General features: G+C 40.0%; 27 protein-coding genes. 12 read left to right on the top strand and 15 right to left on the bottom strand.

Translation table 11 applies throughout. The features are described from left to right. Positions 1-44: 44 nt before the first annotated feature. The 3 genes from B4U84_RS16520 to B4U84_RS16510 all read right to left on the bottom strand — a co-directional run bounded on the left by B4U84_RS16520 (position 45) and on the right by B4U84_RS16510 (position 2,821). Complete coding sequence (locus B4U84_RS16520) at positions 45-716, bottom strand: YggS family pyridoxal phosphate-dependent enzyme (RefSeq protein WP_131119527.1); 672 nt, start codon at positions 714-716, stop codon at positions 45-47. After that, on the bottom strand, positions 713-991 hold the full coding sequence (pipX, locus tag B4U84_RS16515) for a transcriptional coactivator PipX (protein WP_017310190.1): 279 nt from the start codon (positions 989-991) through the stop codon (positions 713-715). Before pipX ends, B4U84_RS16520 begins: the two co-directional genes overlap by 4 nt. Positions 992-1,261: 270 nt before the next feature. Further along, a complete protein-coding gene (locus tag B4U84_RS16510; protein ID WP_017310189.1) occupies positions 1,262-2,821 on the bottom strand; it encodes an anthranilate synthase component I in 1,560 nt (519 codons plus the stop codon). 135 nt (positions 2,822-2,956) lie between these two features. On the opposite strand from B4U84_RS16510, the gene rfbC reads away from it, so the two are divergent. The 6 genes from rfbC (at position 2,957) to B4U84_RS16480 (ending at position 9,046) form a co-directional block, all read left to right on the top strand. Continuing rightward, the gene (gene rfbC, locus B4U84_RS16505) at positions 2,957-3,526 is read left to right on the top strand and encodes a dTDP-4-dehydrorhamnose 3,5-epimerase (RefSeq protein WP_131119525.1); all 570 of its coding nucleotides are present in this window, start codon (positions 2,957-2,959) and stop codon (positions 3,524-3,526) included. Positions 3,527-4,292: 766 nt separating this feature from the next. Further along, positions 4,293-5,171, top strand: coding sequence for a dTDP-4-dehydrorhamnose reductase (rfbD, locus tag B4U84_RS16500; RefSeq protein ID WP_131119523.1), 879 nt, complete (start codon positions 4,293-4,295; stop codon positions 5,169-5,171). A gap of 98 nt (positions 5,172-5,269) precedes the next feature. Beyond that, positions 5,270-6,346 carry a glucose-1-phosphate thymidylyltransferase gene (locus tag B4U84_RS16495; RefSeq protein ID WP_131119521.1) on the top strand — a complete coding sequence of 359 codons (1,077 nt, stop codon included), beginning with the start codon at positions 5,270-5,272 and terminating at the stop codon, positions 6,344-6,346. Further along, the gene (locus B4U84_RS16490) at positions 6,343-7,191 is read left to right on the top strand and encodes a glycosyltransferase (protein ID WP_131119519.1); all 849 of its coding nucleotides are present in this window, start codon (positions 6,343-6,345) and stop codon (positions 7,189-7,191) included. Before B4U84_RS16495 ends, B4U84_RS16490 begins: the two co-directional genes overlap by 4 nt. Positions 7,192-7,255: 64 nt before the next feature. Continuing rightward, the gene (locus tag B4U84_RS16485) at positions 7,256-7,831 is read left to right on the top strand and encodes a Uma2 family endonuclease (RefSeq protein ID WP_131119517.1); all 576 of its coding nucleotides are present in this window, start codon (positions 7,256-7,258) and stop codon (positions 7,829-7,831) included. Continuing rightward, positions 7,832-9,046 (top strand): glycosyltransferase family 4 protein, encoded by a 1,215-nt coding sequence (locus tag B4U84_RS16480; RefSeq protein ID WP_131119515.1) that lies wholly within the window; start codon positions 7,832-7,834, stop codon positions 9,044-9,046. A 55-nt stretch (positions 9,047-9,101) separates the two neighbouring features. Here B4U84_RS16480 and pyk read toward each other — a convergent pair whose 3' ends face one another. Next, on the bottom strand, positions 9,102-10,871 hold the full coding sequence (gene pyk, locus B4U84_RS16475) for a pyruvate kinase (RefSeq protein WP_131119513.1): 1,770 nt from the start codon (positions 10,869-10,871) through the stop codon (positions 9,102-9,104). A gap of 469 nt (positions 10,872-11,340) precedes the next feature. Between pyk and crtR the strand changes: the two genes are divergently transcribed. Further along, complete coding sequence (crtR, locus tag B4U84_RS16470) at positions 11,341-12,237, top strand: beta-carotene hydroxylase (RefSeq protein ID WP_131119510.1); 897 nt, start codon at positions 11,341-11,343, stop codon at positions 12,235-12,237. Between the two features lie 358 nt (positions 12,238-12,595). On the opposite strand, the gene B4U84_RS16465 is transcribed toward crtR, so the two are convergent. Next, complete coding sequence (locus B4U84_RS16465; RefSeq protein WP_131119508.1) at positions 12,596-13,867, bottom strand: serine/threonine-protein kinase; 1,272 nt, start codon at positions 13,865-13,867, stop codon at positions 12,596-12,598. A 286-nt stretch (positions 13,868-14,153) separates the two neighbouring features. Here B4U84_RS16465 and B4U84_RS16460 point away from each other — a divergent pair, with 286 nt between their 5' ends. Then, positions 14,154-15,233, top strand: coding sequence for a PstS family phosphate ABC transporter substrate-binding protein (locus B4U84_RS16460; protein ID WP_131119506.1), 1,080 nt, complete (start codon positions 14,154-14,156; stop codon positions 15,231-15,233). Here the strand turns inward: B4U84_RS16460 and aroH are convergent. From aroH to B4U84_RS16445, 3 genes are all read right to left on the bottom strand, one after another. Continuing rightward, on the bottom strand, positions 15,216-15,605 hold the full coding sequence (gene aroH / locus B4U84_RS16455; RefSeq protein WP_017310177.1) for a chorismate mutase: 390 nt from the start codon (positions 15,603-15,605) through the stop codon (positions 15,216-15,218). The two genes, B4U84_RS16460 and aroH, sit on opposite strands and share 18 nt — an antisense overlap. Positions 15,606-15,755: 150 nt before the next feature. Beyond that, positions 15,756-16,565 (bottom strand): signal peptide peptidase SppA, encoded by an 810-nt coding sequence (gene sppA, locus B4U84_RS16450; protein ID WP_017310176.1) that lies wholly within the window; start codon positions 16,563-16,565, stop codon positions 15,756-15,758. A 436-nt stretch (positions 16,566-17,001) separates the two neighbouring features. Further along, entirely contained in the window at positions 17,002-17,289 is a 288-nt protein-coding gene (locus tag B4U84_RS16445; RefSeq protein WP_026081858.1) for a hypothetical protein, read from the bottom strand. A 477-nt stretch (positions 17,290-17,766) separates the two neighbouring features. On the opposite strand from B4U84_RS16445, the gene B4U84_RS16440 reads away from it, so the two are divergent. From B4U84_RS16440 to plsY, 4 genes are all read left to right on the top strand, one after another. Next, on the top strand, positions 17,767-18,564 hold the full coding sequence (locus tag B4U84_RS16440) for an MlaE family lipid ABC transporter permease subunit (RefSeq protein ID WP_026081857.1): 798 nt from the start codon (positions 17,767-17,769) through the stop codon (positions 18,562-18,564). Positions 18,565-18,661: 97 nt separating this feature from the next. Continuing rightward, complete coding sequence (locus B4U84_RS16435) at positions 18,662-19,078, top strand: DUF3119 family protein (RefSeq protein WP_131119504.1); 417 nt, start codon at positions 18,662-18,664, stop codon at positions 19,076-19,078. A gap of 135 nt (positions 19,079-19,213) precedes the next feature. Next, the gene (locus B4U84_RS16430; protein WP_131119502.1) at positions 19,214-20,464 is read left to right on the top strand and encodes a DUF3086 domain-containing protein; all 1,251 of its coding nucleotides are present in this window, start codon (positions 19,214-19,216) and stop codon (positions 20,462-20,464) included. A gap of 131 nt (positions 20,465-20,595) precedes the next feature. Further along, positions 20,596-21,273, top strand: coding sequence for a glycerol-3-phosphate 1-O-acyltransferase PlsY (gene plsY, locus B4U84_RS16425; protein WP_131119500.1), 678 nt, complete (start codon positions 20,596-20,598; stop codon positions 21,271-21,273). Between the two features lie 129 nt (positions 21,274-21,402). On the opposite strand, the gene B4U84_RS16420 is transcribed toward plsY, so the two are convergent. The 7 genes from B4U84_RS16420 to B4U84_RS16390 form a co-directional block, all read right to left on the bottom strand. Continuing rightward, the gene (locus tag B4U84_RS16420; protein WP_131119498.1) at positions 21,403-22,116 is read right to left on the bottom strand and encodes an SDR family oxidoreductase; all 714 of its coding nucleotides are present in this window, start codon (positions 22,114-22,116) and stop codon (positions 21,403-21,405) included. A 48-nt stretch (positions 22,117-22,164) separates the two neighbouring features. Continuing rightward, entirely contained in the window at positions 22,165-22,557 is a 393-nt protein-coding gene (locus tag B4U84_RS16415; RefSeq protein WP_053458194.1) for a type II toxin-antitoxin system VapC family toxin, read from the bottom strand. Continuing rightward, the gene (locus tag B4U84_RS16410; protein ID WP_026721782.1) at positions 22,554-22,769 is read right to left on the bottom strand and encodes a hypothetical protein; all 216 of its coding nucleotides are present in this window, start codon (positions 22,767-22,769) and stop codon (positions 22,554-22,556) included. The genes B4U84_RS16415 and B4U84_RS16410 overlap by 4 nt, the downstream gene beginning before the upstream one ends. Positions 22,770-23,084: 315 nt before the next feature. Further along, a complete protein-coding gene (locus B4U84_RS16405) occupies positions 23,085-23,486 on the bottom strand; it encodes an HNH endonuclease (protein ID WP_131119496.1) in 402 nt (133 codons plus the stop codon). Next, the gene (locus tag B4U84_RS16400) at positions 23,483-23,845 is read right to left on the bottom strand and encodes a Brix domain-containing protein (RefSeq protein WP_131119494.1); all 363 of its coding nucleotides are present in this window, start codon (positions 23,843-23,845) and stop codon (positions 23,483-23,485) included. Before B4U84_RS16400 ends, B4U84_RS16405 begins: the two co-directional genes overlap by 4 nt. Positions 23,846-23,917: 72 nt before the next feature. Then, a complete protein-coding gene (locus B4U84_RS16395) occupies positions 23,918-24,253 on the bottom strand; it encodes a XisI protein (protein WP_131119493.1) in 336 nt (111 codons plus the stop codon). Next, positions 24,241-24,657 carry a XisH family protein gene (locus B4U84_RS16390; protein WP_131119491.1) on the bottom strand — a complete coding sequence of 139 codons (417 nt, stop codon included), beginning with the start codon at positions 24,655-24,657 and terminating at the stop codon, positions 24,241-24,243. The genes B4U84_RS16395 and B4U84_RS16390 overlap by 13 nt, the downstream gene beginning before the upstream one ends. Positions 24,658-25,005 lie beyond the last annotated feature (348 nt).

Raw genomic sequence — 25,005 nt, 5'->3', positions numbered from 1 at the left:
ATGCCCAATGCCCGATGCCCGATGCCCCATACCCGATCCCCAATTTAAGCACCACGCTCTCCAAACAAGATTGTTCCCAAACGCACCATCGTTGCACCTGCTTCTATGGCTAGTTTGTAATCACCTGACATTCCCATTGAAAGATGCAGCATTTGAATATGAGACCAGTTTTGTTCGCGGATTTCTTGAGCTAGTTCACGTGTGCGATTAAACACTGCCATAATTTCCGGCTCAGTTAACCCCAGAGGCGGAATTGTCATCAAACCTTGAATTTGTAAATTTTTGCATTGATTTAGTGTTGGTAAGTCCGCTAACAGTTGAGTTACACCCCAACCCGACTTATTAGGATCAGGAAGAATTTTGACTTGCAAACACACATAGGGACTGACGCCTATTTGCTGCGCTAACTCGTTCAAGCGCTGTGCTAGCTTCAAATTATCTACTGAATGAATCCACTGGAAATTTTCTAAGGCTTTTTTGGCTTTATTGCTTTGCAAGTGTCCAATAAAATGCCAATTTATATCAGATAAGTCTTGTAACTCTGCTTGTTTTGCGATCGCTTCTTGAATGCGATTTTCGGCAAAATCTCGAATTCCTACATTATAGGCAGTACGGATCAAATCAGTTGGTACTTGCTTGCTAACTGCAATCAACCGAACTGAAGGTGGTAGTTCTGCACGCACAGTATTAATACGTTCGCTAATCGGACTGCTCATTGGAAGGTGCGTTGGAAGATACTCTGCAACTGATCGTACTCCTGAGCTTGCCCACTACGACGTAAATTACGCAAGCGATTTTCTAGCAACATTCTGGCTTCAGTACGTCCTATGGGCTGAAATTTGACACCTTTAGGATCAGTTATTACTAAAAAAAATAGGCGTTGAGCATACAGTGTAGTGAATAACTCTTGGTTTTCATCCACCATACAGATCCTATAGAGCAAACCCCAAGTTGGATGATTGATGTAAGTTTCTGAGCTTTCTGGGTTCATTTAAATACTTGAAGGTAAGAATAGTTATAGATAGTATGTTTTCGCAGTTGAATGCCAAGATTGGTGAGGCTGACGATTTCATTTGTAAAAGTCAGGGGTAAGACAAAAGGTGGAACCTCCTGGACGGGATAAGAGGAAAAGGAACTTAAAAACCTTTTGACTCTAATCTTTTTCCAAATTAATAGTAATGCCTTTACCGCTTATAGAAACCCATCCTCTAACAGGATTTTGGATTACTCTGTACGAGCTATATTCAAACTTCCATTAATATCAGCATTTATTGTTTGCTAGCGCTTGTAGTTGTGCTTGAGCTTTGTGTAAAGATTCATGCCATTCTCGTTCGGGATCGCTGTCTGCAACAATTCCTGCTCCCACTTGTCCCCAGACAATGTATGTGCTTGGGGTGGTTGGTGTGTAATAAGAATTTCTTCCTCCTTGTCCTCCTTGTCCTCCTTGTCCTTTGGAATAGGGAGCCAAAAGCAGAGTGCGAATTAGGATGTTTAAATCCAAGTTCCCTTGCCAATCTAAATAGCCACAGGAACCATAGAATAAGCTACGTCGTACAGGCTCTAGTTCTTCGATAATTTCCATACAACGAACTTTGGGACAGCCTGTGATTGTACCACCAGGGAATATGGCACGAATCAAATCAACAGGATTAACATCATCTTTGAGAGTACCTGTGATGTTGCTAACTAGATGCATGACGTGGCTATAGCGTTCAATAGTCAATAATTCATCAACGTTCACACTTCCCCATTCACACACCCGTCCTAAATCATTACGTTCTAAATCCACTAACATGATATGTTCAGCACGTTCTTTGGTGTTATTGAGTAAATCTTCTGCTAACTTTTGGTCTTGTTCTGGTATGATTCCGCGCGATCGCGTTCCAGCGATTGGTCTGGTGGAGACATGAAATTTGCTGTCTGTATGTTTTTGTGATTTTACTAACCTCTCTGGTGAACAACTGATGATTTCTCCCCACGGTGTTTGAAAATAGCAAGCAAAAGGAGAAGGATTGATTTGTTGCAAAGCACGATATATCTCCCAACCAGAAACAGTTGTTTGTGTTTCAAACCGTAACGAGAGATTTGTCTGAAATATGTCTCCAGCCTGAATGTATTTTTTTGCATGGTTAACTGCTGCTTCGTATTCTTCTTGAGAACTATGGAACCGCAGAGTATTAGAGGGAGAGAAAGGGGACACAAAGACAGGGGGAGATGGGGATTTTATGAAAAAATTCTCCGCGTCCGTACGTCTTTTAATTTCCGTGTCCTGTTCCAACTTCTTCTCTAACTCATCCAATCCACTAGGACTGCTAGCGGCTAACCATAAGATTTGTTCCCAATGATCTAAAACAGCAAAACTATCTGGTTCGTACCAAAAAGCAACCGGAAATGGTAATGAATCAGATTTAGTATATGGTAGCTGCTCAATTTCCCTGGCCATATCATATCCTAACCAACCTAGCCAGCCGCCGGTAAAGGGTAGATGAGGAGATAGGGAGGTGTGAGGAGGAGCGTGAAGAATATTTTCTCCCCCTTGTCCTCCTTGTCCCCCTACTTTTTGTTGCAGTAACTGTTCGAGAAATGGTAAAACTTCTCCCAAGGCTGGAGTCCACATTTGGGGGTATCCATCCACATATCGAGGAGTACCTGCACAAATAGAATAACGGGATAGTTGAGGGTTATCTGTTGGTGTTGGGTATGGACTTTCTAATAAAGTTGCTATTCCTAATGTCTGTTTATAAGCAAATAAAGCAGCGAAAATATCGGAACCAGTGCGATTTCTTAAAGGAAGCGATCGCCAATACCAAGGTTGTGTCATAAATTTGACTAGCTCAATCAGCAGTAATCTAGGAGATAATTGAAAGTTTATTTTGAGTTTGTTTTTGCTATATTTGGTCTATTTCAATTTATAGTAATTGAATATACACTTAGGCTCAGTAAAATCCCTAATAAAATGAAGATTTTTTGCACTGAAATTCCTGATATTTTCATAATTGAACCTGAAGTCTTCCAAGATGATCGTGGCTTTTTCTTTGAAAGCTATAATTACAAAAAATTTGCTGAAGCTACTAGTCATTTATTTAACTTTGTCCAAGACAACCATTCTTACTCCAAACAAAATGTCTTGCGTGGTTTACACTACCAAATTCAACAACCGCAGGGAAAGTTGGTCAGAGTAGTTAGTGGTAGTATATTTGATGTTGCTGTAGATATCAGAAAAAGCTCCTCGACCTTTGGTATGTGGGTGGGTTGTGAAATCAACGCCGAAAACAAACACCAACTCTGGATACCACCGGGCTTTGCTCACGGTTTTGTTGTACTTTCAGAATTTGCCGAAGTCCTTTATAAAACCACAGATTACTATGCACCTCAATATGAACGATGCATCCTTTGGAATGATCCCGACTTGGGAATAGACTGGCGTTTAACTCAATCACCAATTCTATCTGCTAAAGACAAGGCAGGTAAACTTTTTAAAGAGTCCGAAGTTTTCAGCCAATGCCCTATTTTAGCGATGAAGTAGAAGCTGATGATTGTGGTTGTGGCGTCAACTGTAGCAGCATTTTTGCAAAACGAAACTAAAACTGGATTTTGAGGGCGATCGCTTATAAATAAATTACTGAAACTGGCGTAGCAAAAAATAGCGCTGTGATACATCTTGAGTATGAGGCTAGACAACACTAAATTAGCTGGCTATTTCACTGCAATGATGGCAAACCAGTTCTACAGTGTTGGAACTCTATATCAACAAACCAAACCATAAAATACAGCAATTTTTATGATTGAGGTTTAAGAAACTATAAAATGGGAACACACGGAACTGAGTATATCAAAAAAACACAAAACAATGTGTAACATAGTGTAAATAAATAAACGAAATCAAACACAAGCTTGCAGTAGTACTAATGCAGCTTACAGGCAATGACTATTTAGTTCAAAAGGTTAAAAAGCCCATGAAGAAAGAAAAACTAGTTTAGTAAGTCGGTGGCAATAAACAGAATGGAAGTAACGAAACGTAAACATTATTGAAACCCTTACAAATGCTAGTGACTTTTGACAAATGACGATCCTAGCCAGTAATTTAAGTGTACCGACCTACTTTGAGCTTTTGCCTTTTGCCTTTTACCTCCTGTAGTGCTACTTTTTTGTACTAAATCATAAAAAAGGCGATCGCTACATGCTTATATCTTTGTTCATTATTCACATAATGATATCCGCTAACTTGACATTAAAAAAATCTTAAAAATACAAACTAATGCTTTAAAATCAGTATTTTCAAGTATTAATTTATGAGTAAATTAATTCTATTAATTGGTGGTAACGGTCAAGTAGGTCAAGAATTGAAACAAATTTTATCAACCTACGCCAATGTAATTTCAGTTGCGCGTCCCACTGTAGATTTTGCCCAACTAGATACCATATCCAGTGTAATTAGAGAAAAGCAACCACAAATTATCATCAATGCTGCTGCTTATACTGCGGTCGATAAAGCTGAAAGTGAACCAGAATTAGCAAAATCTATTAATGCAACAGCCCCGCAAATTCTGGCACAGGAAGCCAAAAAACAACAAGCTTTTCTGATTCATATATCTACTGATTACGTTTTTGATGGTAACAATTGTCGTCCTTATCAAGAAGAAGATCAAACTAATCCCTTAAGTATCTATGGTCAAACTAAATTAGCAGGAGAAGAAGGTATTCGCGAGACTTATAATCATCATCTCATTCTACGTACTGCTTGGGTTTATGGAACTTTTGGTAAAAGCAATTTTGTCAAAACGATGCTACGACTAGGAGGAGAAAGAGAAGAAATTCGGATTGTCGCAGATCAAATTGGTAGTCCTACTTGGGCGAAAGACATAGCAGAAACCATAGCTAAATTAATACCCAAATTGAATTCAGAAATTGCTGGAACTTACCACTATACCAACAGTGGCGTTGCTAGCTGGTATGACTTTGCTGTGGCAATTTTTGAAGAAGCCCAACAATTAGGTTTTCCACTGAAAATGCAACGAGTTATCCCGATTACTACTCCCGAATATCCTACACCAGCCCACCGCCCAAGCTACTCAGTTCTAGCATGTGCAAAAATAGCAAATATTTTGGGAAATCATCCGCCCCATTGGCGACAAAGATTAAGGAAAATGTTGCAAGAGTTATTAGAATGACAAATAACAAATGGTGACCCTAACTAGAGACGCGAAATTTCGCGTCTCTACATTTGTGCTTACTTATCTAATCTTCACTATCTTCTTAACCAATACTTATGAAAGCATTAATTCTTGCTGGCGGTAAAGGTACTCGTTTACGTCCTCTAACTTATACCGGGACAAAACAACTTGTTCCCGTTGCAAATAAGCCAATTCTATGGTATGGCATTGAAGAGATGGTTGCCGCTGGTATAACTGATATTGGTATCATCATCAGCCCAGAAACTGGAACAGAAGTACAAGCTAAAACCGGAAATGGCGATCGCTTTGGAGCAAAAATTACCTATATATTACAAGATCAACCAGCAGGACTCGCCCACGCGGTGAAAGTTGCTTATCCCTTTTTGGGAGATTCGCCTTTTGTGATGTACTTAGGCGATAACTTAATTCAACAAGGCGATTTAAGCTACTTTCTGCAAAAATTTACTACTCAACAGCAAGATGCGATTATTCTCTTGCGTCAAGTAAATAATCCTAGCGCTTTTGGTGTAGCTAGGGTTGATGAAACCGGACGAGTTTTGCAGTTAGTCGAAAAACCGAAAGTACCCCCTTCTAATTTGGCATTAGTGGGGGTTTACTTTTTTTCTCACATTATTCATGATGCGATCGCCTGTATCCAACCTTCTGCACGAGGTGAACTCGAAATTACTGATGCAATTCAATACTTAATAGATCAGCAAAAGCAAGTTTTGGCTTGTCAATTGGAAGGCTGGTGGTTAGATACTGGTAAAAAAGATGACTTACTAGAAGCAAACCGCCTGATTCTTGATACCTATTTAAACACAAAAATCTTAGGGGAAATAGATACCGAAAGTCATATAATTGGGCGAGTTCAGATTGGTGCTAATTCTCAAATAGTTAACACCACTATTCGTGGGCCTGTAATCATAGGTGACAATTGTTATTTAGAAAACTGTTTTATCGGCCCTTACACAAGCATTGCCGATCATACCAAACTGATTGAAAGTGACATAGAGCATAGTGTAGTTTTAGAAGGTGCTAAAATAACAGGAATTCATCAACGTATTATTGACAGCGTGATTGGACAAAGAGCGCAATTAACCACTGCTTTACGGCGTCCGAAAGCCTTGCGATTTATGATTGGTGATGACTGTCAAATCGAATTAACGTGATCTACTTTTTAACAGTCAACTATTATTCAACGCATCTGATTGCCAAATTAATTGCTTCTTTACCCAATCAGAAAAATTTAAATTTTAAGGTAATGATCATCAACAACTCTCCTGATGATGATTCAATTAACAATCTTAAAAATGATTATGTAATTATTTTAAATGCTGCAAATAATTTGGGTTTTGGCAATGCCTGTAATCTTGGGTTGAAAAATATATATACTGAAGACTCACAAGCTATTGTTTGGATAATAAATCCAGATGCATATTTCCAAGAAAATAATTTAGAGAAACTCCAGTTATTTTTTCAATCTCATCCTGAAATTTCTATTCTTGGCACAGTTATTCATACTCCTGCTGATGAAGTTTGGTTTGCAGGTGGTTATTTTAATAGCAAAACAGGCGAATTTTCAAGTCTAAATCTATTTACTGCTCCAAACACAGATTATATTAAATGTGATTGGATAACGGGTTGTAGTTTCATAATTAATCTCTGCAATTTTGGTGAATGTCCTTTATTTGATCCTGCTTATTTTCTTTATTATGAAGACTTCGATTTTTGTCAACGTTACGCCCAGCAAGGACATCTCATAGCAGTAACTCATAAATTTGGAGTCATACATCAACCTTCTTCGATTACGAACAAATATGTATTCCGAAAAATTACAAATAGTACTTATGGTTATTTATTAAGTTTAGATAGATATACAAATAAGCTAATTTTCAGCTTGAGATTAACCAGGCTGATTTTTTATGCGTTAGTCTTGATGTTTATCAAACCTCAGATAGGGTTGGGTAAGATTTATGGAGTTTTTCTTTATTGGTGGAAAGAACGTAATGAGTGAATAACAAGATTCCCAATGTTAGGCTAAGGTTATCTGACTGAGTTTTGAACTACAAACAAGTGTTATGGTTGTGCAAAGTCTACCCCGTTACTACTCAACAGCAGAGTACTTGGCACATGAAGAAACTGCTGAGTACCGCAGCGAATATTGTGATGGAGAAATTGTTCCAATGACAGGAGGTTCGATTAATCATAATCAAATCATTGTTAATTTGATTATTGCTCTAACTCTTGCCCTTAAAGAACAAGGTTACAGCATTTATGCTAATGATCTACGCTTGTGGATTCCTCGCTATCGTCAATACACCTATCCAGATATCTTAATTATTAAAGATGAACCTATTTTTGAAGAAGGACGTACTGATACAGTCCTCAACCCTTGTATAATTTTCGAGATTCTCTCGAAATCTACAAGCAGTCGCGATCGCGGCGATAAATTTTCTTATTACCGTTCTATATCTGAATTCCAAGAATATATTTTAATTGATCAGTATTCAATTCACATTGAGCAATTTAGTAAAACATCAGATGGAAATTGGTTATTTAGAGAATCTGATCATCCAGATGGAATTTTGACTCTATTTTCAGTTAACTGTAAAATACCATATCATCAAATTTATGAGCGGGTTAAGTTTGAATAAATGAGCGATTTATTAATTAATTTATCTGTGGTATTTTCTCAGCCTACAGGGATAAGTAATTATGCCAAAAATCTTTTTCCTTATTTAAAATCTCTTCACCCTACTTTATTAACTGCTCTAAATTATCCAGAATTTAAATGTTACTCAATTCCCGGTCATCTGACACCTGCGGATGGTACAAAAGGGCATTTATATCGCTTAATATGGACACAATTTCAATTACCAAAAATCTCTAAAAAGCTAAAACCTCAACTAATTTTCTCACCTATTCCAGAAGCGCCACTCTATTCTAATTGTCGTTTTGTCGTGATGGTTCACGACTTAATTCCGTTGCGTTTTCCTAAACGTTTTTCGCCTCTGACACCTTACTTTCGCTACTATATTCCCCAAGTTCTTCAGCAAGCGCAACACATTATTTGTAATTCCCAAGCTACCGCTAAAGATATTACTGATTTTTACCAGATTCCTGTGAGGAAAATTACGCCAATTCCCTTAGCGCATGATGTTAATCATTTTCGACCCATTATGGAGGATGGGGGGACGGGGGGACACGGAGACAAGGGGGACAAGGGGGACAAGGGGGACAAGGGACGGAAGGGGAATTTAGATGAAATACTCTCCGCGTCTTCTCCTCTGCGTGTCCCCGCGTCTAATTCAATCTCCGCGTCTGCTTCCTATCCCTATTTTCTCTACATTGGTAGACACGATCCTTATAAAAACCTAAATAGACTCATTGCTGCTTTTGCCAGCTTACCAAATTATCATGATTACCAATTGTGGTTAGCAGGACCACAGGATAAGCGTTATACTCCTGTGTTGCAAGCACAAGTTGAGGAATTGGGTATCGGTAAGCAAGTCAAATTTTTGGATTATGTTCCCTACAGCGAATTACCAAAAATTATAACTGGGGCGATCGCACTCGTTTTTCCTAGTCTCTGGGAGGGTTTTGGTTTCCCGGTTCTAGAAGCAATGGCCTGCGGTACTCCCGTAATAACCTCCAATATTTCCTCTCTCCCAGAAGTTGCTGGCGATGCTGCGATTCTCATCAATCCCTACGATATCAGAGAAATTACAGCAGCAATGGATAAAATTGCTACTGAAATACAACTGCGCGATCGCCTATCTCTTGCTAGTATCAACAGAGCAAATCAATTTAGTTGGGAAAAAACAGGACTAGCAACAACAGAAATCCTGAAAAACTTTATGTGTTTCTAGTGAGGACTTTAGTCCTTTTTGAGCGCTAAAGCGCTCACTACAAACCCTTTAACTCTTAAGGAGTTCCCACTGCTCCAGAGTAAACTAAACCTCGTTGCATATCCATTGTGAGAATCGAGCCATCTCGAATTACTTGTGTGGCTTTCTTGACGCCAACTATCACAGGAACGCCGAGACGTAAACCAATGACTGCTGCGTGACAAGTAAGACTATCTTCCTCAGTAATAATACCTGCGGATTTACGAATTACTTCCACAAAATCGGCACTGGTGCGGGGTGCAACCAAAATATCACCAGGATTAAAGTTACTTACATCCATACTGGTGTGTGCGACTCGCGCACGACCACTGACCGAGCCTTGTCCGAGTCCAATTCCCCGTCCTAGTATCGCTGTCACAACTTCTACTTTGATCAAATCCGTGGAGCCAGAAACGCCTTGCAGTGTACCGGCGGTCATGACTACCAAATCTCCTTCAAAAACGAGATTATTTTCTAAAGCTACGTTTAAGGCTGCTTGGAACGTCTGACCAGCTGAGGGCAACTCTAATACTAACAAAGGTTTGACTCCCCATACCAGTTGCAGTTGTCTGGCGACATTCACATGGGGTGTAATTGCTAAAATTGGTGTCCAAGGACGGAATTTGGAAACGTTGCGAGCTGTGGAGCCTGTTTGAGTCAAACTCATAATGGCTGCGGCTCCTAGTTGTTGAGCGATTTGTCCTACTGCTTGGCTAATTGCGTTCGGAATAGAACGCTTGCGATCTCTAACTTGGCTAGCGTTATTGTTTTGGATGTTTTCTTGCTCGATTTTTTCGGCAATTCGCGCCATCGTCGCCACAGCTTCAACTGGGAACTTACCGACAGCAGTTTCATTGGAGAGCATCACCGCATCCGTACCATCCAGAATCGCATTTGCCACATCCGACACTTCGGCACGGGTTGGACGGGGATTGCTGACCATGCTGTCTAACATCTGGGTGGCGGTGATGATGGGAATTCCCAAGCGATTCGCAGTCGCAATTAATCGCTTTTGCAACATGGGAACGTCTTCTGCTGGTAGTTCTACACCTAAATCGCCTCTAGCAACCATCACGCCATCACACAAAGCCAAAATTGCTTCCATTTGTTCGATCGCTTCGTGCTTTTCAATTTTGGCAATCACTGGTACATTTTTCCCAGCGCTGGAAATTAGTTCCTTAATTTCCATCACATCTTGGGGGTTGCGAACAAAGGAAAGTGCTATCCAGTCAACACCTTGATCTAGACCGAACATCAAATCCTCACGGTCTTTGTCGGTCATGGCTTTAATGGAAAGGTAAACTCCAGGAAAGTTTACGCCTTTGTTATTGGAAAGAGTACCAGGGACGGTAACACGACAGTGGAGATCACCTTTTTCTTTGTCGATCTCCTCAACGACCATTTCGACTCGTCCATCATCAAGGAGAATTCTCGCCCTTACAGGTACTTCGTCTGCTAAATAATCGTAGGTCACGCAGCTGATTTCTTGTGTACCAACTATTGGACGATTGGTCAAGGTGAAGCGATCGCCTTTTGCTAGCACTATCGACCCATTCTCAAATTTACCCAAGCGAATTTTCGGCCCTTGCAAGTCTTGGAGAATTCCCACCGGTTGATTAAGTTCAAAGGCTGTTTGCCTAATTAAGCGAATATTACGCTGATGGTCAGCATGGGAACCATGAGAAAAGTTCAATCGAAGTGTTGTTGCACCAGCTTCAATAATAGCTTTGAGCATTTCTGGACTGCTGGTAGCAGGGCCAATGGTGGCAACAATTTTGGTACGGCGTAAAGAGTCTTTCAATTGCATACGGGGATGAATCTAGGGAGCTACTCAGGGAATTAGCTTCACCAGGGGTTTATGAGGTGTATGGGTGTAGGAAAATCAAAATCCTTACCATCACATCCTTACACCCTTACACCCTAAATTCAGTTATCAGTTGTCAGTTGTTCAGTTGTCAGGTTGATAAATAGTCACTGATCACTGTTTACTGTTTACTGTTGGCTGATTTAATGGCGGTAACTTATAGCGGGTTAAAGATCAAAGCTAAAAGCTTCGACTCGAATCATACCGTTATTTTGCCCATGATATGCGAAGATTATCGATAAATCTTGCTACACAAAACTTTAAAACTTTATTATTTTTCAGAGCGGATTGAGTGCTATCACTTTTCCTCTAGGAGAAACTGAAGGGAAATGTTTTTTACTTTACCCTTTGAGCTTTACCCTGACTTGACCCTTAGTTAACTGGCAAAATTTGATTAATGAAGGAGTTCACGATGCTGACGTCGGAGGTACAGAAGCCACTGACAGTCCCCCCCAAAGAATTGTTAGCGCCTCCTGGTGGCTTCAATCCGACGCTGCTAATGTTTTTGGCAGCTGTAGCGATCGTTGTGTTATCTTCCCTTGGTTACTGGGTTTGGCACTGGCCGCACTGGATATCATTTGTGATGAATATCCTTGCCTTACATATTTCCGGTACGGTAATTCACGATGCCTGTCACCAGTCTGCCCATCGCAATAAGATCATTAATGCGATGTTAGGGCATGGTAGCGCTTTGATGCTAGTTTTTGCTTTTCCGGTATTTACACGGGTTCATTTACAGCATCATGCTCATGTCAACGATCCGAAAAACGACCCAGACCATTTTGTCTCTACAGGTGGTCCACTGTGGTTAATCGCAGTGCGTTTTTTCTATCACGAGGTGTTTTTCTTTAAAAGACGTCTCTGGCGGAAGTATGAACTTCTAGAATGGTTTCTCAGCCGCTTATTTGTGGTGACAATTATTTTTACCGCAGTTCATTATCATTTTTTGGGTTACATTCTCAATTTTTGGTTTGTACCTTCTGGCATTGTCGGGTTAGCTTTGGGATTATTTTTTGATTATTTGCCCCATCGTCCTTTTGCGGAACGCGATCGCTGGAAAAATGCTCGTGTTTACGCTAACCCAATTCTCAACATTTTGATTCTTGGACAGAATTACCACTTAATTCATCATTTATGGCCTTCTATCCCTTGGTACAATTATCAGCCCACATACCATATCATGAAACCTCTGTTAGATCAAAAAGGTTGTCATCTATCTTTAGGATTACTCCAGAAAAAAGATTTTTTTGATTTCCTTTACGACATTGTTTTAGGAATTCGTTTTCATCGCAAAAAAGCAGCGGATTAAGCCCATCCTACACCAAGCTCGAAGTAGGATTTCGTGGTAATAGGTAACGGGTAATGGGCCAATTATCAATTACCCATTACCAACCTCAACCGATAGTATTAATGTTCAAACAGACACAATATAAAATATCTATTGATTGCAAATTGTATGCAATAGCTATTCGTGATTGATACTACGCAAAACATTAGCTAAAAACAGCACTGGTGATCAAGATGAAAATTTGGATCTGGAGTACTATTGGACTACTAATTACTAACTTTGTTGTGGTTGGAATTGTAGCGTTTTTGATTTATAGAGATAGTGTCCAACCTAACCAAAATCGATCACTCGGCGAACATAGTTTACTAATCAGCGAAACTTAAGGCGAGACATTTTTGTGCAATTGCAAGTCTTGCATTTTAGGAGCAGGAGTAACTATTTGTACAGACCAATAACTGACAACCATTAAAATTAAACCAGAGATCGTACCTAGCACCAGCCCAATTAACAAAGCTGGTCTTTTGATAAAAATTGTCATGGTGGAATTTCTTGCGTGACTGTTGTGATCAAAAGCTTGGTTATTATTCTCTGCTGATGAGACATTTTGCAGTTCCAACTTTTCATGCTCTTGGGTTGATTTGTAGATATTGGTCGGTAAGATTAATGTCTCTGGAATTGTGAATTTGCTTGTTTGATCGCTCAACAGTGGTGCTAATGTTTTGTGATCTCCAGAAATCAGATAAGTATCCTCTTCTGGTGGTAAGGTTTGAGGTTGAAAGTTGAATCGTAATGTAGAATTTGCTGCTTGTGTGGATGTGTAAATACTAGCCAAAGGTAACAATGCTGATAGTGCTTCTTGTGCTGACTGATATCGGTCTTTAAAGTGATAATGCACCATTTTATTGAGTACTGAGGCTAACTCAACACTGACTGAGGCTCGATTTTGCCAAATAATTTCACCTGTATGATGATCTTCTGGTAGATGTGTCGGATGAACTCCTGTTAGTGCTTGAATACCAATCATACCTAGAGCATAAATATCACTATTAGGACGGGGTTTACCTCGCTCTTGTTCATGAGGCATGTATCCGGGTGTACCGATCGCAATGGTAGTATTTTGATCATGGGTAATAAAATCTTTGACCAATTGATTCCAGATGGGTTTAACCGCACCAAAATCAATCAAAATTAAGCGATTATCTTGCTTACGTCTAAGAATGTTGCTTGGTTTAACATCCCGATGAATCAACCCCTGATTATGAATAAAATTCAGGATTTCTAAAACTTCTACCAGTAATTGAAAGACTTCCGTTTCTGACCAACGCTTACCAACAGGAAGTTCTGCACTCAGAGGATGTCCATCAATAAATTCCTGTACCAAGTAAAACTCTAGATTATCTTCAAAATGAGTGAGAAGATTGGGAACTAGATTATAATTATCAAGCTTTTTCAAGGCTTCTGTTTCTCGAATAAATAAACGCCTACGTATTTCTATTGGTATAGGACATTTATTACTTGGTAAAAAATGCTTGACTACACAGATATCACGGTCGCAAGAGTAGATGTCCTGGGCGATATACGTTTGACAAAATATACCTTGATTTAAAACTTGAACAACTCGGTATCGCTCTCCCAGTAACTGACTTAACATTATTATGGTGTATCTGACGATTACATTCAGTAACTTTACTTAAGACAAATTTACTTATAAATTTAATATATAGTTTCTACTAATATAGATTTACCTATAACCACCAGAAGTAATATATAAATCTTATCAAGAGTTACCAGGGCTGCATTCAAAAATCGTGAAAAATTCGGAATTTAAAATTTTTCATTAGATTTCTTTTGGTAAGCTCTCAACCCAACAGTGAAGGATCTTTTTTCCCCATACCCACACCCTTACACCCCTACACCCCTAGTTTTTATAGCAAAAAATGACTAATGAACGCAGAAGAGGCGTACCACTGAGCAGAGACGCTGTACAAATAGTCAGAGGTCTAGTTGTCGGCGAACTGATCACAATCATAATTATTGGTGGACTGTGGTTATGGCTCAGACCGCGCTTGCAAATTGATAACGGTACTTTTTCCAGACCTATGAGTCAAGGTACAAGTACTACCTCTAGTCCTAGTGGTTCAACTTTCCAGACAATTACTAACGTTCCCATTGGCTCATTCAAACACGGTGGAAGTACTGCTTGGGCGTCAATTAGACCATTAGTAAATGCTCAAATCCAAAATCTTCGCCCAGAACTACAGTTAAGTTATGTAGATCCCACTAGTAGTAGTCCAGGTTCTGGAGCGGGAATTGAGATGTTACTTGACGGGAAATTGGATTTTGTGGAATCTTCTCGTCCCCCCAGCACCGCAGAACAGGAAATTGCTCGTCAACGAGGTTTCAAACTTGCATCACGTCAGGTTGCTATTGATGGGATTGCGATCGCAGTTAATCCATCGTTGCAAGTCTCAGGTTTAACTGTCGAACAGTTACAGCAAATTTATTCAGGAAAAATCACTAACTGGAAACAACTAGGCGGGCCGGATCTAGCAATTACACCCTTCTCTCAACGTCCAGAAAGTTCAGATACAGTCATTTTTGGTGACAAACAAATTTTAAACCAACAGACTTTTGGTTCTAATATCCAGTATGTTTATTCTCCGACAGAAGCAGTACGCCGAGTTAATCAGACTCCTGGCAGTATTTATTACGCTGCTGCTCGGACAATAGTACCTCAATGTAGAGTTAAACTTTTAACTGTGGGTTTGAATTCGACAAACTTAGTTTCACCCTACATTCAACCTCCAGTATTGCAAAATCAGTGTCCCCAACAACGCAATCAAGTGAATACAGAGGCTATTAATGATGGTAGTTACCCAATAATTACCAAGTTATATGTGATTACAAAGCAAAACAACACTCAACAGCAGCAAGCAGGAGAAGCTTATACAAATCTTTTGTTGACTGACCAAGGACAACAGTTAATACAGGAGGCTGGTTTAGTCCCGATGCGCTAGAGGTAAACTCCAATCAGGGCGCAACTTTTGAGCCTGACGTAAATAGATATGAGACACTGGAGCAGATGCAGGTAAATAGACATGAACTAAAAAGCGAATGCACTGTTCTAAACTGCTTTCAACATACATTTGTTGCACATCTAGCATAGCGACTGTATCCCAATGGGGGCGTTGGCGTGCGATCGCAGCTGGAAAAGTAGCATCCAAATCTTGTGTAACTGTAAAAGTAATGCTAATAATATCCGATGGATGCAGTTGATTACGCTTTTCCAACTCATCTAATAGTTCCATTACTGATTCTCGCATTGCCTCAACCGTATTTTCTGAAACGGTTGTTGCGCCGCGAATTGCACGCATTCGCCACTCCACCATTTATCCTCCTTAAAATTAGTCAAGAGTCAAGGGTCAATTGTCAAGAGTCAAGGGTCAATTGTCAAGGCTCAATCGTCAAAACTTTATGCTATCGGCAATTTGACGATGAACACTGGACAATGGACATTTGACTCTTGACGATTGACGTTTTTATGGTCTATATAACCACAAAGGTAGACCACTTGTAGACACTTCAAATTCTAGCCAGCTAATTCCAGATGCAGCCTGACGATTCCCTGGTAGTAAGCGACTCAACAAAGGTTTACGTTCTTCTAGGGTAAAGACGGGTGTTTTTTCCGGATCAAGACCAACTAGTTCTGCTGCCCAGCGACGAGCATCTTCTTCAGTGCCTAACTTGTCTACAATCCCTAATTCTACGGCTTGCTGACCAGTAAAAATCCGACCGTCAGCAAAACTTCTCACAGTTTCTACGGCTAAATTTCTTCCTTCGGCGACTGTTTGCACAAACTGTTGATAACTTGTATCAATCAATTCCTGCAAAATATTCTGTTCTGGTTCAGTCAGTTCTCGGTCAAATGCCAAAATGTCTTTGTAAGGCCCAGACTTAATGACTTTGAAGGATACACCGACTTTTTCGAGCAGGCGTTCTAGGTTATTACCGCGTAAAATTACACCAATGCTACCCGTAATTGTCCCTGGGTTAGCCATGATGTGTTCAGCGCCCATCCCAATATAGACGCCACCAGACGCAGAAATATTACCAAAACTAGCTACGATTTTTACTTTTTCACGTAAGCGTTTGAGGGCGCTGTAAATTTCTTGTGAATCACCAACCGTACCCCCAGGGCTATCAATACGTAGCAGTAAAGCCGGGAATTTCTTCTCTTCTACGGTTTCTAGAGCTTCTAGTACGCGTTTGCGAGTATTGCTAGCGATCGCACCAGTAATTTCAATTCGAGCTATTTGTTTCCGAAATCTAGGCTTAAAAGGCCAAACCATGTGCAGTGAGAAATACTTCTAAAAGTCAAAGATGCAAAAGTGCTAATCCGAATTTTAATGGAATTTTTATGCTTTGGGTGTTTATTCTTGAAATAAGCTGTTTATTTTGCTTTGCTCTGTAATAGTTTCGCTTTAATTTGTAATGATTCAGTCTCAGCCACAAAAAATATTATTATAAGATAATTTTTATTTATAAAATTTATGTTTAAATATAAAACTTAACGATCAAAACTTGTTGTGATTTTTGCTTATCTTTGCTTAACCTACTTGACATTGAAACGGGAAGGGTAGGAGAAGGCATCTACGGGAATGCCTTTGGCATAGAGAAAAATGCTAGGAGTCTACGCCCACATAAAGCATAGCTATCTTCTGTTACTGACTGCATCTTGATATCTAATATAAAATCGGCTGGAAAAATGCTATTGTGCCACCAAGGCTAGCGTAAGATTTGACATCTGTAATAAGCATAAGTGTCAAATAATCCCCCAACAAAGCTACAGGTCAAACTGATGGTAAATAACCCTTCGATAGCATTGCCACTACCAAAAATAGCGAGAAACTGCATAATTGGGGTAGCGATCGCTTCGGTCACAGTTTGTAAGTTCGGGATATGACCCATTAGCGACACAGTTAATAGTATGCTGCCGACAAGGAATAGGGGTGCGACAAAACTAAAGATGATCGTCAACAGTAGTGAGCGGAGAAAGTTAATCCAAATCGTCATGAACCTCTGGCTCCCTGAATTAAAAAAGCAATAGCCGTTTACCTGAGTAGTCACTTTCTACAATAAGTGCGATCGCCATGCAATGGACGAGAGTTCAAAAATCTTAAGTTTTCATTAAAATACCTACACACAAATTTTCAGATGTGCCTTCAACCCAAACAAGGCATCCAATCTAGATAATCTCTAAAAATCTAGCCTAGCAGGACTCTTTCTAAGCATAGCCAGATAAAAATTCTTACTGATTTGAATGTTAATTTCTGAGATGACATTTAAAGTTAGTTAACCAAAATTGAAAGGGAGACAAGGGAAGGGGGACAAGGAAGACAAAGGAGACAAGGGAAGGGAGACAAGGGAGAGAATAAACACCGATCCCCGTTCGCGAAGCGTCTCCTCTGGAGAATCCCCGATCCCCGATCCCCTATCGACCATTGACTAAATTGCTATTCTTATTGCAGTTACTGAGTTAGCTGGTGAAAATTGAGCGAAACTACATCCAGATCTAGTTTGGGAAAATGGAGTCAGCGATTGCTGACGGCGATTTTTTTAGGTGGACAAGTTATAGTCCATCTCCTTAGAGGCAAAATCCATCGTCGTAATACTGTAGAACAGTTGGCTGTAGTAGGGCCAGATTCGCTATTTATTGCGCTATTAACAGCTGTTTTTGTAGGTGCAGTATTTACTATTCAGGTAGCGCGGGAGTTTATCAACTTTGGTGCAGGAAACCTGGTTGGTGGAGTATTATCAGTGGCGTTAACACGGGAACTTTCACCCGTCCTCACAGCTGTAGTTATAGCAGGACGTGTTGGTTCGGCGTTTGCAGCTGAAATTGGGACAATGCGGGTAACTGAACAAATAGATGCTTTATTAATGCTGAAAACAGATCCAATAGATTATCTAGTTATTCCCCGTTTACTTGCTTGTTTTTTGATGATGCCAATTTTAACCCTGCTGTCGTTGGTGACGGGAATGCTGGGAGGGTTGATCATTGCTACAAATGTTTACAACCTCTCTGATACACAGTTTCTGGACTCAGCCCGTAATTTTCTGGACACTTGGGATATTGTCAGCGCCATGATCAAGGCGTGTTGCTTTGGAGTTTTGATCGCTATTATTGGTTGCAACTGGGGTTTGACAACAACGGGAGGAGCCAAAGGTGTGGGACAATCAACGACAACTGCTGTCGTTACTGCCTTATTGGTCATATTTGCTAGTAATTTCTTTCTTTCTTGGTTAATGTTTCAAGGAACTGGGAGTGCGTTAACGCAGGGGTTTTAGCTTAATCTAAAATCTAAAATCCATATGCGGCTTCTCGACAGAGTAATCCAAAATCCTGCTAGAGGTTGACTAACCACTAACTCCTAAAATAGGAATAATGTCTACTAACATAACAGGATTTGAGACTGTGACTACAACAAGCACACCATTATCAACTTCAACTGTGGAACTTAAGCCTAGTTACAACATCCCTGTAGTGTTAGTAATTACGGCTATTCCACTGCTGTTGGTGCAACCTTGGATAGGAGGTGCGATCGCACTATTTGGATTATTTCTCATGTTTCAGACAGTAACATTGCGCTTACAATTTACTGTCACTGATTTAGATGTATACAGAGGAGAAAAATTAATTCGGCGCTTTCCTTATCAAGAATGGCAAAATTGGCGGATATTCTGGGATCGTGTTCCCATCCTGTTTTACTTTAAAGAAGTTAAAAGCATCCATTTTCTACCAATTTTATTTGATCCCAAGACTCTAAAAATTTGTTTGGAACAACGCTGTCCACGTATTTAGGAAATCAGTTATCAGTTATCAGTTAACAGTTATCAGCTAGAAATTGATCACTGAGAACTGGTAACTGATTTAATCTTAGATTGTATATTTGCTAAAAGTTCTTTAAATTGCGTCATAGGAATTACACTAATTTTTATGTATCCAGAGGAATATCAAAATCAACAACCCACGGATGAATCTTTGCAATCCACAGAAGAAAAAAACTCTATACCTACAAATGGACAAAGAGAAAACTCAGCTGTTGAACCAGTATTAGAAGCAACGACGCAAAACTCGACAGTGGATACAGAACAAAACCAAAATCATTTAACAGCAAACTCACAAGCAACTAACCCTAATGATGAGTTTGCAGTGCAGCAACAAGAAGCAATCACCACTTTCGGATCAGAAAATCAACCAGAAATTCAAGCCAAACAACAACAACTCGCTGAGTTACAAGAACAAGAACAAGCCTTAAAAGCAGAAATTGCTAACTTACAAGCTTCCTATAAAACCCTGCAAGCGCAAATGAATCAAACGCAAATTGCTATGGGAAATTTTGTGCAAGAGACGCTTTCTGGGTTAGAACAACGTAAAAATGCGCTGCAAATTTCTGTAGAACAACTAGAACGGCGTCAAGAACGCATTCGCAACGAGATGCGAACCACATTTGCAGGTGCTTCTCAAGAATTAGCAATCCGGGTACAGGGTTTTAAAGACTATCTAGCTGGTAGTTTACAGGATTTAGCAATAGCCGCAGAACAATTACAATTAGTTCCAGCATTAAAACCAGAACCAGAAAAAGTTTTAATCAAAGAAGTCAGACCAGCTGAAACCGAATTAGGAACACCACAATTTACCCAACAGCAATTTCAAGACACTAGCAAGCAGATTCGCCGCCTCATCGACCAATACCGCACTAAACCAGATTATTATGGCCCAGCTTGGCAGTTGCGTCGTACCTTTGAACCAGTCCACGCTGAAAGAGTTTCTAACTGGTTTTTCAACCAAGGTGGACGGGGTGCTTTACGGACAATGGGCAGTAGGTTGCAAAATATACTGGTAGCCTCCGCAACGATTTCGATATTGCATAAAATTTATGGCGATCGCATCCGTACTTTAGTTTTAGCTAATACACCGGAACGTTTGGGTGAGTGGCGACGCGGTTTACAAGATTGTTTAGGAATTGGTCGTCCAGATTTTGGCCCTGATCGGGGTGTTGTATTATTTGAGTCTCCAGAAGCAGTCGCACAAAAAGCCGAACGCTTAGAAAAATCCAAACAATTGCCTTTAATTATTATTGATGATTCTGAAGAAGTAATTAGCTTGGCACTATTGCAATTTCCTTTGTGGTTAGCCTTCGCCCCTGATCCCAAAATGATGAGAAATTACGAAGATGATTTTTAGTCAATGGTGATTAGAGACGCGATTCATCGCGTCTGTACAATAGTCATTTGTCATTTGTTATTGGTAACTTCGATTTTTCATTACCAACAACTAACAATCAATTATCAACCAACAACCAATAATTCAAAATTATGTCTATTTGGTTAAGTTTGTGTGGAGCAATTTTATTTGTAGCTTATGTGTTGGGTTCTCTCCCCACTGGCTACACTGTGGTGAAGTTATTAAAAGGTATTGATATTCGCGAAGTTGGTTCTGGTTCTACTGGCGCAACGAATGTGTTAAGAACATTGGGTAAAGGCCCTGGAGCATTTGTGTTGTTAATTGATTGCTTGAAGGGAGTTTTAGCCATCTTTCTTGTTTACTGGTTATTCAATTTTGCCCAAATTCAAAATATTATTCCCTCAACAGTCAATCCTGAAATTTGGGAAGCATGGATGGTGACTTTAGCTGGATTTTCAGTAGTACTTGGACATAGTAAATCTATTTTTTTGGGATTTACTGGTGGTAAATCTGTTGCTACTAGTTTAGGAGTTTTGCTGGCGATGAATTGGCAAGTTGCTTTAGCAACAGCAGGAGTATTTGCCGTTGTTGTGGTAATATCAAGGATTGTGTCTTTAAGTTCAATTGCGGGTGCGATCGCAGTTTCCATTTTCATGACACTTCTGCATCAACCCCTACCTTACATTTTGTTTGGCGTTGCTGCTGGTTTATATGTGATTTTGCGCCATCGTAGTAATATTGAGCGCATCATCGCAGGTACTGAACCAAAGTTAGGACAAAAATTACAAACAGAAACATCTGAAGCTTGAATGAAGACGCGGGTATGAGGAGACGCGGAGAGTGGAAGACGCGGTGACGCAGAGACGGTTTCATTTGTATTTCCCGTGTCCCCGTGTCCCTGTTCCCTGTTAAGAGTTCCCTGTTCACTGTTTCCTTTTTTACCACGCCAGAGGCTTACCATCACGGAAGAATCCACCTGTAGGCCCATCATCGGGTAACGTTGCTGCCCACACAACCCCTGCTGCACCATCTTCAACTGGTCGTCCTCCTGCGCCACCCATATCAGTTGCAACCCAGCCTGGACACACTGAGTTGACAAGAATACCAGTTCCTTTTAATTCTTCAGCTAGCATTCGAGTCAGTGCATTAAGTGCTACTTTCGATACACTGTAGGCTGGTGTACCACCGCTCATGCTAGTCAACGATCCGGCTCCACTGGAAACATTAACGATTCGTCCATGTTTGCTTTGACGTAACAAGGGAATAAACGCTTGACACATGCGCCAAGGCCCAAAGGTATTGGTTTCTAGTGCTTCGTGTACTGTGTCAAACTTAGCATTGATTGCTTGCTGCCAACTGTCGTAAAGAATACCAGCATTATTAATCAGGATATCTAATCGCCCAAATTGTTCTTTGACTTGAGTTACTAGGCGATCAATACTTTCTTGATTAGTTACATCCAGCCAATGCGGTAAAACCTCAAGTCCTTCTTTTGCCAAAGTTTCAGCTGCGGCTTTTCCCCTTTCTAGGTCACGCGATCCTAAAATGACAGTGATATTTTGACGAGCAAGTTGACGTGCAACTTCGAGTCCGATACCTCGATTTGCACCAGTTGCGATCGCTATTGTTGGTATTGTCTTTTCTGAGTTCATTGGCGCTCCTTAGTGGTTGTGATACCTACACCAAAAAGGTTACTATCTCTACGGCTGTGTCTGAACGTGAGGGTAACTGCGGATCTTGCTATCCATTGTCACCAATGGACAATCATAAACTCGTGCTGTTGCAACAATAATTTGATCGGCAGGGTCACGATGAAAATCACCAGGTAGTTGGGTAGACTCTACACAAATCCGGGGTGTTAGCTCCACAAGACAAATACCAGGATAACCAAGGGCTTGATCTAGCCATTTATCTACAGAAAAAGGCAGAATTAATCGACCACGCTCTACTAACTTTGCAACTTCCCAGCAAGAGATAGCACTAACGCCTAAGCCTTGTAATTCCTGCGCTTGGATATAGTCTTGATATTCCTGAGTGAGCTGAGTATCTCCATGAACCCACCAAACCCAAATATGGGTATCAAGCAAAATCATTGTGTAACTTCCCAATCGTCTTGAGCTACAGGTTCAGTCGGCGCAACATATTGAATAGCAGTTCCGCGAAGAGGATACCTGTTTTGCTCAGATGCTTTTTGGGGTTGAGACAGGATAATTACCTCAACCCGTTCCCCAGAGTGAAATGGCAAGTTTTCTAACGTCAGCTTTCGATCTTGTCCGATTGTTGTTTCAACGCGGTGTGCCAGCATAGTATAGGTTCAAACAGGAACTGTAGCAACATTATAAAACTAGAAAAATAGGTCAGCTTAGGTTTGAACTCAATATCTTAAGTACTAAAGCTGCTTGCTAAGAAAGGTTTATTAACCTGTAAATATTAGCAAAATCTACAAAACAACTTCTAATTTCAAATTTGTTTGCAACGTCTTTAGTCTATGCGGATATCCTGCTCTTGCAAGCCTAAGTCATACAGTCAGCGAATCAAGCTAAATTTCCAAGTTTTACGTTCCTGGGGTTGTTGGCGCGTCTGTTGTGTTTTTAAATACTTCCGCTTTCACGTTACATTGTTAGGGAAATAAACCTAAGCGAATCCATAATTGTCTTGCTGTTACTTGTGATTGGCTATTGAAATTCAAGCTATTGATAGTTACTCTGCCAACAGATGTGATACCGTTAATCGTGCCAGACTCAGTATTCACCTGAAAATGCTCATCCCAATTATCTTGTCTAGGATTAAAAAAACGAACTTCCGTATTGCTTTGAAGATCAATGCTACTGATACGAGTTCCTTTACGGAGATTACAAGAACGACAAGCCAGAGCTAGATTAAATTCACTATCAGCACCTCCTCGATTAGTAGGAATAATATGTTCAACTTCAAAAGGGAAATGAAAAACTAACTCCGGAGCATGACAATATTCACAGCGATGAGTAGCACGATCCGCTACTAGATTATAAAAAGGATTCATTGATTCAATTGTTGCATCCAAGTCGCTGTGCGGGCTGTAGTCGCTTTTAGTTCAGCTTCTACAAGACTTTCTAATTCTGTTTGTTGCTCGGAAGTAAGTTCTTGTCCTTGGTCGCGTGCTGTGCGCCATAGGTTCATCAACTCAGATAAGCGTTTTTGTTGCTCAACATCGAAAAATTTATCAGGATTGAAGCTTTGAATGACTAATAAAATACTGCATTCAGTTTCGCCCAACTGAGCAGTCAAAGCATCTAAAGCTTGACCTGCGGTTTTACCAGCAGATTGTTTGTCACCTGCTATGGCGCGATAAGACTTTTCACCACTAGCATCTAGTGTCGGTAGAATAGCTACTGTAGTCATTTTTTTGCGAGTCTTTTGTTTGTCAATTATAGAAGATATTGCAAGTGGCTCCTATGGTTAATTTTGTTGGATTTAACCAACAGCGTATTCTGTAAACTGTCGCATAAATGGTGAATGAAACCCAATCACAATATCTTGCTTTGGTACACCCTGTTTAATTAATTCCTCTGCGAAATCAATTTCTGTACCATTATATTGAAGCCAAATCTTATCATTTTTAATATCGAAATGTAGCACACAACCATAAACTCGGTGACGATTTCGCCAACCAACATTTACTAATTGATAATGGTCATGTTCCGTATCAAATATCATCTGTCTTTCTACGTCATCTCTAGTTGCAGCTTCATTGACGTAATTTACAATCAAGCTTTTGATCATTTCCCGATATTGAACTATTTTATCCATCGTTCAATCACTTCCTTTTCTGGTTCGTAAATCAGCAGCTTGAGATTTTGAGATTGAATCACAATTTGAACTAGCTCTAGTTTAAAAAAAGTTTCATATGTTGTGCTGGGAACAGCTAAATATAATTCTCGTTCTGGTTGCTCTTGACTCAAAGCAGTTCGATAGTTAATAAATTGTCCCAGCGCTGTGTGAAACAGAGAAATGGTTGAACTTCCAATAAAACTTTTGACTTCAACGGCAATTTTTTCTCCTTCTCTCTCTGCTGCAATGAGTTTTTCTGCACCTAAATCGATATAAATTTCAACTCCACCGAAATCTAGATATATTGGGTCATCTGTAATCAACCATCTATCTTTTTCAAGAGCATGTCTGACTGCGTTGTGAAAGATATCTTTTGCAGGCATAGTAAAATCTAGTAAAAAATCGACCTGCAACCCTGTGCAAAATCATTATCTATAATAATAGTTCAATTACACTCCAAAGCCAGAACCCTCAAAACTTCATGAAAAATGACCGTTTATAAATCTTAATCAAAATCTGTAAGCTTCAAGAAACCTCGGTATTATATGGTCTACGTAAAAATTCTGTGGCAGGATTATTAAGATTAAAGAGCAACGGAGAACAGAAAATCCTCTGCATTGTTAATGTATCGACCTACATTGTTAATGCATCGCCCTACATTGTTAATGCATCGCCCTACATTGTTAATGCATCGCCCTACATTGCGAATGTATCAATGGTACTCCCGGATT

The organism is Westiellopsis prolifica IICB1 (assembly GCF_004323185.1).
GTDB lineage: Bacteria > Cyanobacteriota > Cyanobacteriia > Cyanobacteriales > Nostocaceae > Pelatocladus > Pelatocladus prolificus_A.
This window is presented reverse-complemented; position numbering and strand designations above follow the sequence as displayed.

Coding starts and splice junctions, on each gene's coding strand:
- plsY (WP_131119500.1), top strand. CDS start 20,596: ATGTCTATTTGGTTAAGTTTGTGTGGAGCAATTTTATTTGTAGCTTAT.
- crtR (WP_131119510.1), top strand. CDS start 11,341: ATGCTGACGTCGGAGGTACAGAAGCCACTGACAGTCCCCCCCAAAGAA.
- rfbD (WP_131119523.1), top strand. CDS start 4,293: ATGAGTAAATTAATTCTATTAATTGGTGGTAACGGTCAAGTAGGTCAA.
- B4U84_RS16390 (WP_131119491.1), bottom strand. CDS start 24,657: ATGCCTGCAAAAGATATCTTTCACAACGCAGTCAGACATGCTCTTGAA.
- rfbC (WP_131119525.1), top strand. CDS start 2,957: ATGAAGATTTTTTGCACTGAAATTCCTGATATTTTCATAATTGAACCT.
- B4U84_RS16495 (WP_131119521.1), top strand. CDS start 5,270: ATGAAAGCATTAATTCTTGCTGGCGGTAAAGGTACTCGTTTACGTCCT.
- B4U84_RS16410 (WP_026721782.1), bottom strand. CDS start 22,769: ATGCTGGCACACCGCGTTGAAACAACAATCGGACAAGATCGAAAGCTG.
- B4U84_RS16400 (WP_131119494.1), bottom strand. CDS start 23,845: ATGACTACAGTAGCTATTCTACCGACACTAGATGCTAGTGGTGAAAAG.
- pyk (WP_131119513.1), bottom strand. CDS start 10,871: ATGCAATTGAAAGACTCTTTACGCCGTACCAAAATTGTTGCCACCATT.
- B4U84_RS16445 (WP_026081858.1), bottom strand. CDS start 17,289: ATGACGATTTGGATTAACTTTCTCCGCTCACTACTGTTGACGATCATC.
- pipX (WP_017310190.1), bottom strand. CDS start 991: ATGAACCCAGAAAGCTCAGAAACTTACATCAATCATCCAACTTGGGGT.
- B4U84_RS16485 (WP_131119517.1), top strand. CDS start 7,256: ATGGTTGTGCAAAGTCTACCCCGTTACTACTCAACAGCAGAGTACTTG.
- B4U84_RS16415 (WP_053458194.1), bottom strand. CDS start 22,557: ATGATTTTGCTTGATACCCATATTTGGGTTTGGTGGGTTCATGGAGAT.
- B4U84_RS16420 (WP_131119498.1), bottom strand. CDS start 22,116: ATGAACTCAGAAAAGACAATACCAACAATAGCGATCGCAACTGGTGCA.
- B4U84_RS16520 (WP_131119527.1), bottom strand. CDS start 716: ATGAGCAGTCCGATTAGCGAACGTATTAATACTGTGCGTGCAGAACTA.
- B4U84_RS16405 (WP_131119496.1), bottom strand. CDS start 23,486: ATGAATCCTTTTTATAATCTAGTAGCGGATCGTGCTACTCATCGCTGT.
- B4U84_RS16510 (WP_017310189.1), bottom strand. CDS start 2,821: ATGACACAACCTTGGTATTGGCGATCGCTTCCTTTAAGAAATCGCACT.
- sppA (WP_017310176.1), bottom strand. CDS start 16,565: ATGGTTTGGCCTTTTAAGCCTAGATTTCGGAAACAAATAGCTCGAATT.
- B4U84_RS16460 (WP_131119506.1), top strand. CDS start 14,154: ATGACTAATGAACGCAGAAGAGGCGTACCACTGAGCAGAGACGCTGTA.
- B4U84_RS16480 (WP_131119515.1), top strand. CDS start 7,832: ATGAGCGATTTATTAATTAATTTATCTGTGGTATTTTCTCAGCCTACA.
- aroH (WP_017310177.1), bottom strand. CDS start 15,605: ATGGTGGAGTGGCGAATGCGTGCAATTCGCGGCGCAACAACCGTTTCA.
- B4U84_RS16465 (WP_131119508.1), bottom strand. CDS start 13,867: ATGTTAAGTCAGTTACTGGGAGAGCGATACCGAGTTGTTCAAGTTTTA.
- B4U84_RS16395 (WP_131119493.1), bottom strand. CDS start 24,253: ATGGATAAAATAGTTCAATATCGGGAAATGATCAAAAGCTTGATTGTA.
- B4U84_RS16435 (WP_131119504.1), top strand. CDS start 18,662: ATGTCTACTAACATAACAGGATTTGAGACTGTGACTACAACAAGCACA.
- B4U84_RS16430 (WP_131119502.1), top strand. CDS start 19,214: ATGTATCCAGAGGAATATCAAAATCAACAACCCACGGATGAATCTTTG.